The following is a 14382-nucleotide window of genomic DNA, read 5'->3' as shown; positions in this document are numbered from 1 at the left end:
CGCGTGTACGGCCTGGCCTCAGCGGCTGCGCAGGGCGCCAGCGGGGGCCGGGGATGCATGCAGCCAGCCGGCCAGCAGGCGGGTGGAAAGGGGGATGAACAGGTAGACCATCACCGGCGTCAGGCCCAGGGTGCTGAGCAGTACCCGGGGCACCAGGTCCAGTGCTGCCAGCCAGTGGCCGAACACCAGGTTGAACACCAGCGAGACCGGGAAGAAGGCCAGCCAGATGGCCACGGCCTGCTTCCAACGTGGCGGTTTTTGCACCATATTGGTGCCAAACCAGTCGTCAATGCCGCTTACGCGCGCCTCTTTGGGGCGTTCGAACAGGCCGTTGCCGCGCTGCAACCAGGCCCGGCGCGAGGCGGAATGCTCCCAGGCATGCAGGGTCGGCTCGTCGCTGAAACGGAAAATGATCTGGAATTCGTCGCTGTCGCGGGGTGGCGCCAGGATGCCCGAGCCAAGGTAGCCGGGGAAGTCGGTGGCCAGCTGTTCGCCTTCATGCAGCCAGGCCAGCAGGTCCTGGTAGCGGCCATGGGCGGCGCGGCGCGACACCATCAGGGTGACGGGTGGGGTAGACATCGTGTATCTCCTGGCAACGGGGCTGGCGGGTAGCCGGCCCCTTTGGCTGTGTGGCCCGGGGTGGTGGGCGACGCAGGCGTGCATGCAAGAATCGGGCGCGGATTATCGCCCATGTGCGATCTTCGGCAACTGTCAGCCGGCAAACGGTTGCCGTAGTAGACTAGGTGTTCAACTTGGGCACACAGGGTACCCCTTGCAGATGAACGAACAGGGACTGAACCCGGTAATCGATGCGAGCCTCGCGCAGCAGGACCTGTTTCCGATCCGTGAGGTTTCCCGCCTGACCGGCGTCAACGCCGTGACCTTGCGCGCCTGGGAGCGCCGCCATGGCCTGATCCAGCCAACCCGCACCGACAGTGGTCACCGCCTGTACTCCCAGGCCGACATCGATGACATCCGCCGCATCCTTGGCTGGCTGGAGCGCGGCGTGGCGGTAAGCAAGGTCGCCAGCATCCTCGCCCGCGACCATGCCCTTGCCGGGCAGGCGGGTGGCGCGACGGGCGCCTGGGTGCGCTGGCAGCAGCAGATTCGCCAGGCGCTCCAACGTTTTGACCTGGCCGGCCTGGACCGCCTGTTCGACGAGGTGTTTGCCGCTTGCACACTGGACCAGGTATTCAGCGAAGTGTTCATGCCGGTGTGGCATGACCTGGCGGTCGGGCAGGGCGGCTACGGGCAGGCCAGCGAGTGGCTGTTCCTCGATCAGTTCCTGCGTGGCCGGGTGTTCGCCCGCTTGCAACTTGCCCGTGTACCGCGCAGCCGCATGGTGCTGCTGGCACCGTTGCCGGGGCAGTGCCACGAACTGGAGTTGCTGGTGACCAGCCTGATCCTGGGCAGTGATGAAGTTGGCGTGACACCACTGGCGAGCGGGCAGCCGCTGGCAGAACTGGCACTGGTCTGCGAGCGCCTGAAGCCGGATGCCCTGGTGCTGTTCTCCCACCAGCCGCCCACGGCGGAACTCACCCGGCGCCTGACACGCCTGGTGGCAGGGCTGGAATGCCCGTTGTTACTGGCGGGTGAAGCGGCGGAACTGGCACAGGACAGTCTGGCTGGCAGCCCGATCGCCTGCCTGGGCGCGCAGGGTAGCGTGATGCGCCAGCGTTTGCGGCAGTTTCTGGCCGGTCAGTTCGATACCTGAGTGTGCAGCTCTGGGTGGGCCCGGCGATGGGCCTGGAGGATGTAGTCGCGCAGGCGTTCGATCTCTTCGGCCGGGCTCTGGCTGAGGTCGTAGGCGGCCAGGTCCGGGCCGATGCGCCGGCCCAGCACGCCATGCAGTTCGATGGGGGGGATGCCGCCAGGGGCGAAGCGCAGTTCGAAGTGGGCTGGTGCCGCTGGCAGGCCACGGACTTCCAGCAATGTACCCTTGAACGAAATATCGCGGACCCACAGGCCGCTTTCCTGCCCATGGGCATCGAGCAGCGCGCTCGGCTGCTCCATCGACAGGCGCCAGGGGCGCAGCATGGGCCCGTCTTCGTAGATTTCCGGTGAGCCCAGTTGCAGGTGCAGGGCATGGAACTCGTCTTCCACCAGTTGCAGCGGGAAGCTGATCTGCTGGTTGTTGAACTGGGCCTGCAGGGTTACCTGCTCGTTGGCCACCAAGCGGGTAAGCAAGCTCTGGATGCGGCGGTCGCCATTGACCAGCAGGCTCGACATGGGGTCGGCCAGGTTCAACTGCGGCGAATGCTGCATGTTCTGTATGAAATCCAGCTCGTCCTGGGTCAGGAGCGCTTCTGCTTGCATGATCGAACTCGATGGCGATTTCTTCAACGGGATTGACCGTGCGCGGCGTACTTGGTTCAGGTGCGTTCGTCGGGTTTCGGACGAACGCGCAGTTGCGCCAGTTCCCGTTCCAGTTCGACCTGGCGAGTAACGTCTTTCTGGATACCGATGAAGTAGGTGCGCTGTTCGTCGTCGCGCCTTACCGGGGTGATCGACAGTTCGTTCCAGAAAGCGCTGCCATCCTTGCGGTAGTTGCGCAGCACTTCGCGGCACGGTCGGCCTTCGGCCAGGGCCTTGCGGATGCGGGCGCGGCCAAGCTGGTCGCGGTCGTCGGCCTGCAGGAAGCGGCAATCCTGGTAGAGGATTTCGTCACGGCTGTAGCCGGTCAGGCGTTCGAAGGCCGCGTTCACATAGATGAGGATGGTGTCGTCGCCTTCCTGTTCGGCGACCACGATGCCGTCATTGGACGCATCGACCATGGATTGCAGTAGTTGCGCGTTGATCATGTTCGGGCCATTGAATAAACAAGGGTGCGAAGCAGGGCTGAGGAGGGTGACTTTGGTAGAGGCGGCCTTTTGCCAGCGCCGGATGCTAGTATCCTACGTTTTCACTCAGTTTCGGAATCCTCTACCCGATGAAAGTCGCCATTATTTCCGGATCGGTCTACGGCACCGCCGAAGAAGTCGCCCGTCACGCTGAATCGCTGCTCAAGGCTGCGGGCCTGGAGGCCTGGCATGCGGCGCGCGCCACCTTGCAGGACCTTGAAGGTTTCGCCCCCGACGCCTTGCTGGCCGTGACCTCGACCACTGGCATGGGCGAACTGCCGGACAACCTCATGCCGTTGTACAGCAGCATTCGCGATACCCTGCCTGCGGCCTGGCGTGGCCTGCCGGGTGCGGTGATTGCACTGGGTGACAGCAGTTATGGCGATACCTATTGCGGTGGTGGCGAGCAGATGCGCGAGCTGTTTGCCGAACTGGGCGTGCGCGAAGTGCAGCCGATGCTGCGCCTGGATGCCAGCGAGACGGTGACTCCGGAGGCGGATGCAGAGCCTTGGTTGGCTGAGTTGGCAGCAGCATTGAAAGCCTCCTGACCCCAAGCCAGGCGCGGTCCCCTGTGGGAGCGGCCTTGTGTCGCGAAAGGGCCGCAGAGCGGCCCCGGCAATTGATGCACCAGCGCTGAATTCCTGGGGCCGCTTTGCGGCCCTTTCGCGACACAAGGCCGCTCCCACAAAAAAGAGCGTGTTAGCCGTGGAGCTCGCGCAACAAGGCCAACCACGCCTGCGCCGCCCGTGACAGATACGCCCCGCGCCGCCAGATGAACGCGATATCCCAACGCAAATCCCCCGGCGAGCGCAGCGGCAAGCGCACCACACCGGGGCGCTCCAGCGCTTTCGCCACCACACGGGGCAGCAGCACCACGCCCTGGCCCGCCGCCGCCAGCGCCGCAAGGAAGTCCGCCTGGCCACTGCGCCCGCCTTCCTTGGGGGTAAAACCCTGCTGCTGGCATGCCTTCAGCAACCGGTCATTGAGCACGAAGCTGCGCTGGTAAAGCAGGAACGGGGTATCGGCCAGCTGCTGCAGGTCCACCCCGTCCTGGCCCGCCAGCTCGTGGCCGGCAGGCAACAGGGCATCCAGTGGTTCGTTGCAGAACGGCTGGTAGTCGAACGCCTCGTCACTGGGCGTCAGGCTGCCACCCAGTTCCAGTTCGCCACTCTTGACTGCCTGTTCGATGCTGCGGCTGCCGCCTTCGAGCAACTGGACCGCGATGTTCGGGTGACGCCGCCGATACTCGGCGAACAAGCCGGCGAACAGCGCGTCGCTGCCCAGCATCGGCAAGCCCAGGCGCAGTTCACCGCGGCCCATCTGGCTGAGGTCGTCCAGTTCGCTGAGCAGCGCCTGACGTTGGCGCAGCAAGCCTTCGCCACGCTCCAGCACGATGCGCCCGGCAGCGGTCAGGTGCAGCTGCGAGGCCTGGCGCTCCAGCAGCGGCTGGCCCACATCTTGCTCCAGCTGGGCCACCTGTTTGCTCACCGCTGACTGGCTGATGTGCAGGGTCTGAGCCGCCTGGGTAAAACCGCCGCGGTGGACCACTTCGATAAAGCTGCGCAGCTGTTTGAATTCCATGATCGCAATTCCATTCTGGAATGGCGTTCAGTCTAACAATTCGCTTCTGGCCTAGGCAGCCAAATCTTAAAATGAGGGCCTGTCGAGGAACCCCCCATGAAACCCGCGTTATTGAAAAAAGCCCTGCGCCTGCTCGTCGAGCTGGCGATCCTCTGTGCCTTGTTCCTGTTCGGTGGCCAGCTTGCCACCTGGCTGGGCTGGCCGATACCTGGCGGTGTGATGGGCCTGGCATTGCTGCTGTTGCTGTTCGCCTCGGGTGTGCTCAAGCCGGCCATGCTGCAACTGGGCGCCGGCTGGCTGATGGCTGAGATGCTGCTGTTCTTCATCCCGGCGCTGATGAGCCTGCTCGATTACGGCGCCCTGATCCGTGACGAGGGCTGGCGAATCCTGCTGGTGATCGCCGTGAGCACCCTGATGGTAATGGTGGTGACCGCGTTGACCGTGGAACTGGTGTGCCGCTGGAGGTTGCGCCATGAGCCTTGAACCTATGCCGCTGTTCTGGCTGGCCCTGACCTTGCTGGCGTACCTGGGCAGCCGCTGGTTGTACCGGCGCAGCGGGCGCTACCTGCTGTCGCCGCTGATCCTGGTGCCGGTTCTGTTGCTGGCGGTGGCCGTGCCGCTGCACACCGCCTATGCCGAGTACGCCCGCAACACCCACTGGCTGATGAGCGTGCTTGGCCCGGTGACCGTGGCCTTCGCGGTGCCGATCTGGCAGCAACGGGCCATGCTGGTGCGCCACTGGCCGGCACTGATGGTGGGCATGGTCGCCGGCAGCAGCGCTTCGATCGCCAGTTCCTGGGGGTTGGCTCATATGTTGGCGCTGGACAGCGCGACCAGCCTGTCGCTGGTGCCGCGTTCGATCACCACGCCCTTTGCCATGCCATTGGCCCATGACCTGGGCGGCGTACCGGAACTGACGGCGGTGTTCGTGATGTTCACCGGCGTGCTGGGCGCCATGTTCGGCGGTGTGCTGCTGCGCTGGTTGCCATTGCGCACACCACTGGCGCGAGGCGCGCTGTTCGGCGTCGGTGCCCATGGTGCCGGTGTCAGCCGGGCACAGGAGGTGGGCCGCGAGGAAGGCTCGGTGGCCGGCCTGGTCATGGTCCTGACCGGGCTGTTGAACCTGTTCGCGGCACCGCTGCTGGCCATGCTGCTCTGACCGTTCGTGCCACTGACTCGCCAAGTCATCAAGCTGGCTGGCAACGCAAGTTCCAGCCCATGGGCTGCTGGCTAGACTCTGCCTCGACATAGAGAGCACATGTAAGTGCCGAGGTGACATGCAATGACCGCAGCCTTGCTCTATTCCACCAACACCACCTCACCGGGACCGTTCTGATGCCCATGGCCGAAATTCCATTGTGCGTCTGGCGTACCCGGGGACAGAGTTACAGCTTCCGGGGCCAGAGCATCCGCTACTGGACCGCAGGGCAAGGAGAGCCCCTGCTTCTGTTGCACGGCTTCCCTACTGCCAGCTGGGATTGGCGCTACCTGTGGGGGCCATTGGCCCAGCGCTTCCGGTTGATCGCCTGCGACATGCTCGGATTTGGTGATTCGGCCAAACCGGTCGATCACCTGTACAGCCTGATGGAGCAGGCCGACCTGCAGCAGGCCTTGCTCGCCGAGCTGAAGGTCGAGCAGCCGGTGCATCTGCTGGCCCATGACTACGGCGGCAGCGTGGCGCAGGAACTGCTGGCGCGGCATCATGAACAGCGCGCCAACATCGCCAGCTGCGTGTTCCTCAACAGCGGGCTGTTCCCCGAAAGCTGCCGCATGCTGCTGATCCAGAAGTTGCTGCTCAGCCGTCTGGGCTGGCTGGTAGGGCGTTCGTTCGGGCGTGACGACCTGGTGCGCAGCGTGATCCAGGTCTACGGCTCTTGCACCCAACCCAGTGAAAGCGTGCTGGATGACTTCTGGAGTTTGATCGCCGCCAACCGTGGCACGCGCATCCTGCACAAACTGGTGGGGTACATGCCGGAGCGCAGGTTGCACCGCGAGCGCTGGGTTGGCGCGATGCAGCACGAAGGCGTGCCGCTGCGCTTGATCAGTGGCGTGGTCGACCCGCTGTCCGGCGCGCACATGGTGGAGCGCTACCGGCAACTGGTGCCGGAGCCGGACACCGTGCAGTTGCAGGGCATCGGCCATTACCCGCATACCGAAGCGCCGGTGCAGGTGCTGCGCCATTACCTGGCCTTTCGTGAACAACCGCTGAGCTGTTTCCAGCAGAAAGTGGCCTGGTACTGACAGGGCCTCATCGCCGGCAAGCCGGCTCCCACAAGTACAGCGCAGGCCTGGAGGCCGGCGCGGTTGGTGTGAGAGCTGGCTTGCTGGCGATGTGCTGCACAGCGGCCCCATAACCATCGTGCTGCGTTATTGCCAGGCATTCAGCCTGCGTGAGCTTGATTGTCCACCTGCCGCTGGCGGCGGACACTCGGCTGACCTGAACCTGCCTGGAGCCATGAGCATGAGCGAGCCTGTCCGTCTGCAAGATCGCGTGGTGATCGTCACCGGAGCCGGGGGCGGCCTGGGCCGCGCCCATGCGCTGCTGTTCGCTGCGCGTGGTGCGCGGGTGGTGGTCAACGACCTCGGCGGCTCCACCCACGGTGAAGGTGCCAGCGCCTCCGCCGCCGACCAGGTGGTAGCGGAGATCCGCGCCGCTGGTGGCAGTGCCATTGCCAACCATGACTCGGTCAGCCACGGCGCGCGTATTGTCGAGCAGGCCCTGGACAGCTTCGGCCGGGTCGATGTGCTGGTGAACAATGCCGGCATCCTGCGTGACAAGACCTTCCACAAGATGGAAGACAGCGATTGGGAGCAGGTGTATCAGGTGCATGTCGAGGGGGCTTACAAGGTCACCCGCGCCGCCTGGCCGCACCTGCGCGAGCAGAACTGGGGGCGGGTGATCTTCACCGCTTCCACGTCCGGTATCTACGGCAACTTTGGCCAGGCCAACTACGGCATGGCCAAGCTGGGCCTGTATGGGCTGACTCGTACCCTGGCGATCGAAGGGCGCAAGCACGGCATCCTGGTCAACGCCATCGCCCCCACCGGTGGTACCCGCATGACCGAAGGGTTGATCCCGCCCCAGGTGTTCGAGCGGCTCAAGCCAGAGCTGGTCAGCCCGCTGGTGGTGTACCTGGGCAGCGAGCAGTGCCAGGGCAGCGGTGAGCTGTTCGAAGTGGGCGGCGGCTGGGTGGGCAAGGTGCGGTGGGAGCGTAGCCTGGGGGTAGGCTTCGATCCGCGTGAAGGCTTTACCCCGGAGCAGGTGGCGGAGAACTGGGCACGGATTGGCGACTTCGACGGGGCAGTGCACCCACAGGACAGCTTGCAGGCGTTGCAGCAGATGATGGCGAACTTGCAGAAGTATCCGCTGGGCTGAAACTTGTATGCCTGTGCCGGCCTCTTCGCGGGTAAACCCGCTCCCACAGGTACACCACAAGCCTTTGGGGTAGTGATATCTCTGTGGGAGCGGGTTTACCCGCGAAGAGGCCGGCACGGGCGAAGAGTTTTTCAGGGCAAATAAAAAAGGCCGCTGCAAGCCGCAGCGGCCAATCGAGACGTCAGATCAAGGAGCTTCAAAATCTACGTCGGTGAACCTCGCAAGCCTGAAAGGCGGGGGGGAGAGCCCTTCATGCCGGCCAGTGAGTTAAGAATAAGCGCCTGATCCTGTAGGAAAAATAGCCGCTTATGACATTCACCTTTACGTATCGGGCAATAGTGCCGCAAGCGCTCAGCCGGCGGGCGAATAGCCCATGCGCCAGCTGGTTTCCCGCGCTGCCGCCAGCAGCCGTTGCGCCGCCGGGCCATGCTCGTCGGCATGGAAGATCGACGTCGGCCCGACCACGGTCATCACCGCGGCGACCTGCCCCATGGCATTGAACACCGGGGCCGACAGCGCATCCACGCCCGGCATCAACAGCCCGTGCACATGGTGCAGGCCACGTTCACGAATGCCCGCCAGTACCGCCTGGTAGTCGGCGGCGCTGTGCTGCAGGGCGGCCAGTTCCCGGTCACGCAACTCCACGGTCTCGCGCTCGGGCAGGTAGGCGGCGAACACCAGCCCGGTGGACGACGTGAGCAGCGGCAGTACCGAGCCGATCTGCGTTACCACGGTGACCGCACGTACCGCCGGCTCGATGCTGACCACTGTCGCGCCCTGGTTGCCCCATACGGCAACGAAGCAGCTCTCGTTCAGTTCATCGCGCAGCTGCGACAACGGTAGCGCGGCAATCTTCAGCACATCGATACTGCCCAGCGCCGCCAGCCCCACCCGCAGTGCCTCGCGCCCCAGGCCGTAATGGTTGGTGGCCGCATCCTGCTCGGCAAAACCGCTGGCGATCAATGCCTGCAGGTAACGGTGCACCTTGCTCGCCGGCATCTGCACATGTTCCGCGAGGCGCGACAGGGAGGTGGACGGGGAGAGCTCGGCAAGGGCCTTGAGGATGTCGGTGCCGACCTCCGCCGAGCGGACTTTCTGCTTGCCGTTGTCGGCGGGGGAGCTGGCTTTGGCCATGGACATCTTCTTCCGGATTCGTCGAGTCGCGCCTTTATAGCTTGACGCATTGCCCGTAGCAAATTACGTTATTCGTAATCTGATTACGATAAAAACAATGCAGACGCGCTGCCACCCCGCCCCGGGCCAGCAGCCAGCTGCCAGCAACGGCTCGGCCAGAGCCCGGAGGCATCGATGAATCGCGATACGTCACCCGACCTTCACTACCTCAGCGGCTTCGGCAACGAGTTTGCCAGCGAAGCGCTGCCAGGGGCCTTGCCGGTCGGGCAGAACTCGCCGCAGAAGGCGCCCTATGGGCTGTATGCCGAGCTGCTCTCGGGCACGGCGTTCACCATGACCCGCAGCGAGCTGCGCCGCACCTGGCTGTATCGTATTCGTCCGTCTGCCTTGCACCCGCGTTTCGAACGCCTGGCGCGTCAGCCGCTGACCGGCCCGCTGGGGGCCATCACCCCCAACCGCCTGCGCTGGAACCCCCAGCCGATCCCCGTCGAACCGACCGATTTCATCGAGGGCTGGCTGCCCATGGTGGCCAACGCCGCTGCGGAAAAACCGGCCGGCGTGAGCATCTACATCTACCGCGCCAACCGGTCGATGGAGCGGGTGTTCTTCAACGCCGACGGTGAACTGCTGCTGGTGCCGCAACAGGGCCGCCTGCGCATTGCCACCGAACTGGGGGTGATGGAGGTCGAGCCGTTGGAAATCGCGGTAATCCCGCGTGGCATGAAGTTTCGCGTCGAGCTGCTCGACGTCGAGGCCCGCGGCTACATCGCCGAAAACCACGGCGCGCCGCTGCGCATCCCGGACCTGGGCCCGATCGGCAGCAACGGCCTGGCCAACCCGCGCGACTTCCTCACCCCGGTGGCGCACTACGAAGAGGCCGATGGCCCGGTGCAGCTGGTGCAGAAGTTCCTGGGCGAACATTGGGCCTGCGAACTGCAGCACTCGCCACTGGACGTGGTCGCCTGGCACGGCAGCAACGTGCCGTACAAGTACGACCTGCGCCGCTTCAACACCATCGGTACGGTCAGCTTCGACCACCCGGACCCGTCGATTTTCACCGTGCTGACCTCGCCGACCAGCGTGCATGGCCTGGCCAACATGGACTTCGTGATCTTCCCGCCACGCTGGATGGTGGCCGAGAACACCTTCCGTCCACCATGGTTCCACCGCAACCTGATGAACGAGTTCATGGGCCTGATCAACGGTGCCTACGACGCCAAGGCCGAGGGCTTCCTGCCGGGCGGTGCCTCGCTGCACGGAGTGATGAGCGCCCATGGCCCCGACGCGGAAACCTGTGAAAAGGCTATTGCCGCCGACCTGGTGCCGCACAAGATCGACAACACCATGGCCTTCATGTTCGAGACCAGCCAGGTGCTGCGCCCGAGCCTGCAAGCCCTTGAATGCCCGCAGTTGCAGGCCGACTACGATAGTTGCTGGGCCACCTTGCCGAGCACCTTCAACCCGAACCGGAGATAACCCATGAACCAGACCGCCATTGCCCGTAGCTGGGTCGAGCACGCTAACGGGCACAGCGACTTCCCGCTGCAGAACCTGCCGTTGGGCATCTTCAGCCGGCCGGGTGAAGCCAAGCGCTGTGGCGTGGCCATCGGCGACGCCATCCTCGACCTGGAGGCGGTGCTGGCCGCCGGCCTGTTCGACGGTGCCGCCAAGGCCGCTGTCGAGGCCACCCGTGGTGGGGCCTTGAACGCATTCTTCGCCCTCGGCCGCAATGCCCGCGTTGCCCTGCGCGAGCGCCTGCTGGTGCTGCTGGGCGAGCACAGCGAACACCAGGCGGCGCTGCAGGCCGCACTGTACCCGGCCAGCGCCTGCCAACTGCATGTACCGGCGCAGATCGGTGACTACACCGACTTCTACGTGGGTATCGAGCACGCCAAGAACGTCGGCAAGCTGTTCCGCCCCGACAACCCGCTGCTGCCCAACTACAAGTACGTGCCGATCGGTTATCACGGCCGCGCCTCGACCATCCGCCCGTCCGGCACCGATGTGCGCCGGCCCAAGGGCCAGACGCTGCCGGCCGGGCACACCGAGCCAAGCTTCGGCCCCTGCGCGCGCCTGGACTACGAGCTGGAGCTGGGTATCTGGATCGGCCAGGGCAACGACATGGGCCAGGCGATCCCGGTAGGCGATGCCGCCGAGCACGTGGCCGGTCTGTGCCTGCTCAACGACTGGTCAGCGCGCGATATCCAGGCCTGGGAATACCAGCCGCTGGGGCCGTTCCTGTCCAAGAGCTTCATCACCACCATCTCGCCCTGGGTAGTTACCGCCGAAGCGCTGGAACCGTTCCGCTGTGCCCAGCCGGCACGCCCGGAAGGTGACCCACAGCCACTGTCGTACCTTCTGGACAAGCGCGACCAGGCCGCTGGAGCATTCGATATCGAGCTCGAGGTGCTGCTGCTGACCGAGGGCATGCGCGAGCAGGGTCTTGCCCCGCATCGCCTGACCCTGAGCAACACCCGCAGCATGTACTGGACCGTGGCACAGCTGGTCGCGCACCACAGCGTCAACGGCTGCCAGCTGCAACCGGGCGACCTGTTCGGTTCGGGCACGCTGTCGGGCACCGCGCCAGGTTCGTTCGGCAGCCTGCTGGAGATCACCGAAGGCGGCAAGCACCCGGTGGAACTGGCCAGTGGCGAGGTGCGCAAGTTCCTCGAAGACGGCGACGAGATCATCCTGCGTGCCCGCTGCGTGCGTGATGGCGTGGCCAGCATCGGTTTCGGCGAATGCCGCGGCACGGTCATCGCGGCCAACTGAGGAGGCACGGGCATGGAGCTGTACACCTATTACCGTTCCACCTCGTCCTACCGGGTGCGCATTGCCCTGGCACTGAAGGGGCTGGCCTACCAGTCCCTGCCGGTCAACCTGTTGCAGGGTGAGCAGCGCGGTGCGGACTATGTCGCGGTCAACCCGCAGGGCCGTGTGCCGGCCTTGCGCACCGATGGCGGTGAGCTGCTGGTGCAATCGCCGGCGATCATCGAGTACCTGGAAGAGGTTTATCCACAGCCCGCGCTGCTGCCTGCTGCGGCCGAGGCGCGCGCCAAGGTACGGGGTGTGGCGGCGATCATCGGCTGCGACATCCACCCGCTGCACAACGTCAGCGTGCTCAACCGGCTGCGCCAGGCTGGCCAGGACGAGAGCCAGGTCAACCAGTGGATCGGCCACTGGATCAGCCAGGGGCTGGCGGCAGTGGAGCAGCTGATAGGCGATCGCGGCTTCTGCTTCGGTGATGAGCCGGGCCTGGCGGATGTCTACCTGATCCCGCAGTTGTACGCGGCCGAACGCTTCAACATCGACCTCGACAGCTTCCCGCGCATCCTGCGGGTTGCCGCCTTGGCGGCGGGGCACCCGGCGTTCGCCCAGGCCCACCCAGCACAGCAGCCGGACAGCCCGGCTCAGTGAATGGAACGGTTCGCCGCCGGAAGCTTGCCGATACGCTCGGACAGTTTCAGGCGCTGGACCGGGTCCTCCGTCAGCAGTAACGCATGCTCCAAGTCGAAGCGCTCGGCCTGCGGGCAATCCAGGTGCTGGTAGAGCGAGGCGCGGGTCACATAGTCGCTGACCTGCACCGGGCCCAGTTGCATGACCCGCTCGGCATCGATCAGCGCCGCCAGGTGGTCGTCGTTGCTGATGTGCAACTGGCGCAGGTTGCGTGACAGGCGTTGCAGCATCTGCAGCGGGCTGGCACTGCGCATGTGCTCGGCGGTCAGCGCTACATGCGGGCCAAACTGGCGAGCCAGCAGCTCACGGCAATCGTTGGGGTACAGGCGGCGGCCACCACAGGGGTCGAGCAGGTGATCCGCACCTGGCACGCGCAGCAGGAAATGGCCAGGGAAGCCTACGCCCTCAAGAGGGATGGACAGGCGCCGGGCCAGTTCCAGGGCAAGGATGGCCAGGGCCAGCGGTTGGCCACGGCGGCGCTGCAGCACCTTGTCCATCATCGCGGCATGCGGGCGCAGCGGGTGGTATTCATCCTGCTGGAAGCCCAGGGCATTGAGTTGGCGCAGCAGTGGCTGGGCCAGTTCGCACAGCGGCAGCATCGGCAGGTTGGCGCTGATCTCGCGCTGCAGGTCATGCAGCTTGGCAAGGCTGGCCGCGGGCTCGACGCTGCGGTCGTGCTCGGCGGCAATCCATAATGCGGCTTCCAGCAGGGCGACGGGCTCGCGTTCCAGGCAGGCCAGGCAGGCTTGACGTGGCTTCATGGGGCTTCTCCACACACGCTTGAGTATTAGCTGCGGCGCGCGGTTTCGTCCAGTGGTCCGGCGGCGGTGCCAGCCCAAGGGCCATGCCTATACTGGAGAGAGCACCTCGTAGGGGAGCCTGTCGATGTTCGCGCTGATGCAAAGCACCCGTACCCAGTCGCTGCACTTGTTCACCCACCCGCCCACCGGCCTGAAGGCCGTGGTGGCTATCCACAGCGAGCAGTTGGGCCCGGCCATGGGCGGTTGCCGCTACCTGCCTTATGCCGATGATGAAAGCGCCATGGCCGACGCCATCCGCCTGGCCCAGGGCATGAGCTACAAGGCGGCGCTGGCCGGCCTGCCACTGGGGGGCGGCAAGGCGGTGATCATGCGCAACCCGCATGTGGAAAACCGTGCCGCGCTGTTCGAGGCCTTTGGCCACTTCATCGACACCTTGCAAGGGCGCTTCATCATCGCCGTGGACAGCGGCACCTCGACCCTGGACATGGACTGCATTGCCCAGAGCACACCCCATGTGACCAGCACCACGGCCTCGGGTGACCCCTCACCGCATGCGGCGATGGGGGTTTTTGCCGGCATTCGTGCCACCACTTCGTTCCGCCTTGGCAGTGATGACCTGCAAGGGCTGCGGGTTGCGGTGCAAGGGTTGGGCAATGTCGGTTATGCGCTGGCGGAGCAACTGCATGCGGCGGGTGCTGACCTGCTGGTGAGCGATCTGGACCCTGGGCGGGTGCGGCTGGCGGTGGAGCAGTTCAATGCCCATCCGGTGACCAACGATGCGTTGATCAGCACCCCTTGCGACATCTTTGCCCCTTGCGGCGTGGGCCCTGTGTTGAACGGGCAGAGCGTGATGCAGTTGCGTTGCGCGGCAGTGGCGGGGGCGGCGAACAACCAGCTGACCACCTTGCAGGTAGCCGACCAGCTGGAGTCGCGCGGGATACTGTATGCGCCCGATTACGTGATCAATGCCGGTGGGTTGATCTACGTGGCACTTACCCATCGTGGCGAAGACCTGGGCACCATCACTGCGCACCTGGCGCGGATACCTTCACGGCTGACCGAAGTGTTTGGCCATGCACAGGCAGAGAAGCGCTCGCCGGCGCGGGTGGCGCAGATGCTGGCGGAGCGGTTGCTCTACGGCTGAGGGTTGATACCGGCTTTGCTGGCCTCTTCGCGGGCACGCCCGCTCCCACAGGAATACCTCCGGCCCAGCGCTTGTGCCGTACCTGAAGCA

General features: G+C 65.2%; 16 protein-coding genes. 10 read left to right on the top strand and 6 right to left on the bottom strand.

What is annotated here, in order from left to right; translation table 11 throughout:
* Positions 1–18: 18 nt before the first annotated feature.
* A complete protein-coding gene (locus CAG00_RS13225) occupies positions 19–579 on the bottom strand; it encodes a hypothetical protein (protein WP_015271784.1) in 561 nt (186 codons plus the stop codon).
* Between the two features lie 199 nt (positions 580–778).
* Between CAG00_RS13225 and CAG00_RS13220 the strand changes: the two genes are divergently transcribed.
* On the top strand, positions 779–1714 hold the full coding sequence (locus tag CAG00_RS13220) for a MerR family transcriptional regulator (RefSeq protein ID WP_085664446.1): 936 nt from the start codon (positions 779–781) through the stop codon (positions 1712–1714).
* Here CAG00_RS13220 and CAG00_RS13215 read toward each other — a convergent pair.
* Both CAG00_RS13215 and CAG00_RS13210 read right to left on the bottom strand, forming a co-directional pair.
* A complete protein-coding gene (locus CAG00_RS13215; protein ID WP_085664445.1) occupies positions 1699–2316 on the bottom strand; it encodes a hypothetical protein in 618 nt (205 codons plus the stop codon). The genes CAG00_RS13220 and CAG00_RS13215 overlap by 16 nt on opposite strands.
* A 56-nt stretch (positions 2317–2372) precedes the next feature.
* Positions 2373–2801: a PAS domain S-box protein gene (locus tag CAG00_RS13210; protein WP_085664444.1), complete on the bottom strand. Its 429-nt coding sequence runs from the start codon at positions 2799–2801 to the stop codon at positions 2373–2375.
* Between the two features lie 128 nt (positions 2802–2929).
* Between CAG00_RS13210 and CAG00_RS13205 the strand changes: the two genes are divergently transcribed.
* Positions 2930–3388, top strand: a complete 459-nt coding sequence (locus CAG00_RS13205; protein ID WP_085664443.1) for a flavodoxin — start codon at positions 2930–2932, stop codon at positions 3386–3388.
* Between the two features lie 151 nt (positions 3389–3539).
* On the opposite strand, the gene CAG00_RS13200 is transcribed toward CAG00_RS13205, so the two are convergent.
* Positions 3540–4421, bottom strand: coding sequence for a LysR family transcriptional regulator (locus CAG00_RS13200; RefSeq protein ID WP_085664442.1), 882 nt, complete (start codon positions 4419–4421; stop codon positions 3540–3542).
* A gap of 96 nt (positions 4422–4517) precedes the next feature.
* Between CAG00_RS13200 and CAG00_RS13195 the strand changes: the two genes are divergently transcribed.
* The 4 genes from CAG00_RS13195 (at position 4518) to CAG00_RS13180 (ending at position 7797) form a co-directional block, all read left to right on the top strand.
* Positions 4518–4904: a CidA/LrgA family protein gene (locus CAG00_RS13195; RefSeq protein WP_085664441.1), complete on the top strand. Its 387-nt coding sequence runs from the start codon at positions 4518–4520 to the stop codon at positions 4902–4904.
* Entirely contained in the window at positions 4894–5580 is a 687-nt protein-coding gene (locus tag CAG00_RS13190; RefSeq protein WP_085664440.1) for an LrgB family protein, read from the top strand. Before CAG00_RS13195 ends, CAG00_RS13190 begins: the two co-directional genes overlap by 11 nt.
* Positions 5581–5756: 176 nt before the next feature.
* Entirely contained in the window at positions 5757–6662 is a 906-nt protein-coding gene (locus CAG00_RS13185) for an alpha/beta fold hydrolase (protein WP_085664439.1), read from the top strand.
* Between the two features lie 220 nt (positions 6663–6882).
* Positions 6883–7797 (top strand): SDR family oxidoreductase, encoded by a 915-nt coding sequence (locus tag CAG00_RS13180; RefSeq protein WP_085664438.1) that lies wholly within the window; start codon positions 6883–6885, stop codon positions 7795–7797.
* A gap of 351 nt (positions 7798–8148) precedes the next feature.
* Here the strand turns inward: CAG00_RS13180 and CAG00_RS13175 are convergent, their stop codons facing one another.
* Positions 8149–8931: an IclR family transcriptional regulator gene (locus tag CAG00_RS13175; protein WP_025340615.1), complete on the bottom strand. Its 783-nt coding sequence runs from the start codon at positions 8929–8931 to the stop codon at positions 8149–8151.
* Positions 8932–9105: 174 nt separating this feature from the next.
* Here CAG00_RS13175 and hmgA point away from each other — a divergent pair, with 174 nt between their 5' ends.
* Genes hmgA through maiA form a run of 3 tightly spaced genes read left to right on the top strand, consistent with a single transcriptional unit; the run spans position 9106 to position 12348 of the window.
* A complete protein-coding gene (gene hmgA, locus CAG00_RS13170; RefSeq protein ID WP_085664437.1) occupies positions 9106–10407 on the top strand; it encodes a homogentisate 1,2-dioxygenase in 1302 nt (433 codons plus the stop codon).
* A 3-nt stretch (positions 10408–10410) separates the two neighbouring features.
* Positions 10411–11703: a fumarylacetoacetase gene (gene fahA, locus CAG00_RS13165; RefSeq protein WP_085664436.1), complete on the top strand. Its 1293-nt coding sequence runs from the start codon at positions 10411–10413 to the stop codon at positions 11701–11703.
* Positions 11704–11715: 12 nt separating this feature from the next.
* Entirely contained in the window at positions 11716–12348 is a 633-nt protein-coding gene (gene maiA / locus CAG00_RS13160) for a maleylacetoacetate isomerase (RefSeq protein ID WP_085664435.1), read from the top strand.
* Here the strand turns inward: maiA and CAG00_RS13155 are convergent.
* Positions 12342–13148, bottom strand: a complete 807-nt coding sequence (locus tag CAG00_RS13155) for a SirB1 family protein (RefSeq protein WP_085593040.1) — start codon at positions 13146–13148, stop codon at positions 12342–12344. The two genes, maiA and CAG00_RS13155, sit on opposite strands and share 7 nt — an antisense overlap.
* A gap of 124 nt (positions 13149–13272) precedes the next feature.
* On the opposite strand from CAG00_RS13155, the gene CAG00_RS13150 reads away from it, so the two are divergent.
* Positions 13273–14292 carry a Glu/Leu/Phe/Val dehydrogenase dimerization domain-containing protein gene (locus CAG00_RS13150; RefSeq protein ID WP_085593042.1) on the top strand — a complete coding sequence of 340 codons (1020 nt, stop codon included), beginning with the start codon at positions 13273–13275 and terminating at the stop codon, positions 14290–14292.
* Positions 14293–14382 lie beyond the last annotated feature (90 nt).

This window comes from Pseudomonas sp. B5(2017) (genome assembly GCF_002112825.1).
In the GTDB taxonomy this organism is placed as follows: Bacteria; Pseudomonadota; Gammaproteobacteria; order Pseudomonadales; family Pseudomonadaceae; genus Aquipseudomonas; species Aquipseudomonas putida_Z.
The sequence above is the reverse complement of the archived record's forward strand: the minus strand, read 5'-3'. Positions and strand labels throughout refer to the sequence as shown.

Bases quoted from the DNA above. Each gene is read 5' to 3' on its own strand.
- CAG00_RS13225 (WP_015271784.1), bottom strand. From the start codon at position 579: ATGTCTACCCCACCCGTCACCCTGATGGTGTCGCGCCGCGCCGCCCAT.
- CAG00_RS13220 (WP_085664446.1), top strand. From the start codon at position 779: ATGAACGAACAGGGACTGAACCCGGTAATCGATGCGAGCCTCGCGCAG.
- CAG00_RS13215 (WP_085664445.1), bottom strand. From the start codon at position 2,316: ATGCAAGCAGAAGCGCTCCTGACCCAGGACGAGCTGGATTTCATACAG.
- CAG00_RS13210 (WP_085664444.1), bottom strand. From the start codon at position 2,801: ATGATCAACGCGCAACTACTGCAATCCATGGTCGATGCGTCCAATGAC.
- CAG00_RS13205 (WP_085664443.1), top strand. From the start codon at position 2,930: ATGAAAGTCGCCATTATTTCCGGATCGGTCTACGGCACCGCCGAAGAA.
- CAG00_RS13200 (WP_085664442.1), bottom strand. From the start codon at position 4,421: ATGGAATTCAAACAGCTGCGCAGCTTTATCGAAGTGGTCCACCGCGGC.
- CAG00_RS13195 (WP_085664441.1), top strand. From the start codon at position 4,518: ATGAAACCCGCGTTATTGAAAAAAGCCCTGCGCCTGCTCGTCGAGCTG.
- CAG00_RS13190 (WP_085664440.1), top strand. From the start codon at position 4,894: ATGAGCCTTGAACCTATGCCGCTGTTCTGGCTGGCCCTGACCTTGCTG.
- CAG00_RS13185 (WP_085664439.1), top strand. From the start codon at position 5,757: ATGCCCATGGCCGAAATTCCATTGTGCGTCTGGCGTACCCGGGGACAG.
- CAG00_RS13180 (WP_085664438.1), top strand. From the start codon at position 6,883: ATGAGCGAGCCTGTCCGTCTGCAAGATCGCGTGGTGATCGTCACCGGA.
- CAG00_RS13175 (WP_025340615.1), bottom strand. From the start codon at position 8,931: ATGGCCAAAGCCAGCTCCCCCGCCGACAACGGCAAGCAGAAAGTCCGC.
- hmgA (WP_085664437.1), top strand. From the start codon at position 9,106: ATGAATCGCGATACGTCACCCGACCTTCACTACCTCAGCGGCTTCGGC.
- fahA (WP_085664436.1), top strand. From the start codon at position 10,411: ATGAACCAGACCGCCATTGCCCGTAGCTGGGTCGAGCACGCTAACGGG.
- maiA (WP_085664435.1), top strand. From the start codon at position 11,716: ATGGAGCTGTACACCTATTACCGTTCCACCTCGTCCTACCGGGTGCGC.
- CAG00_RS13155 (WP_085593040.1), bottom strand. From the start codon at position 13,148: ATGAAGCCACGTCAAGCCTGCCTGGCCTGCCTGGAACGCGAGCCCGTC.
- CAG00_RS13150 (WP_085593042.1), top strand. From the start codon at position 13,273: ATGTTCGCGCTGATGCAAAGCACCCGTACCCAGTCGCTGCACTTGTTC.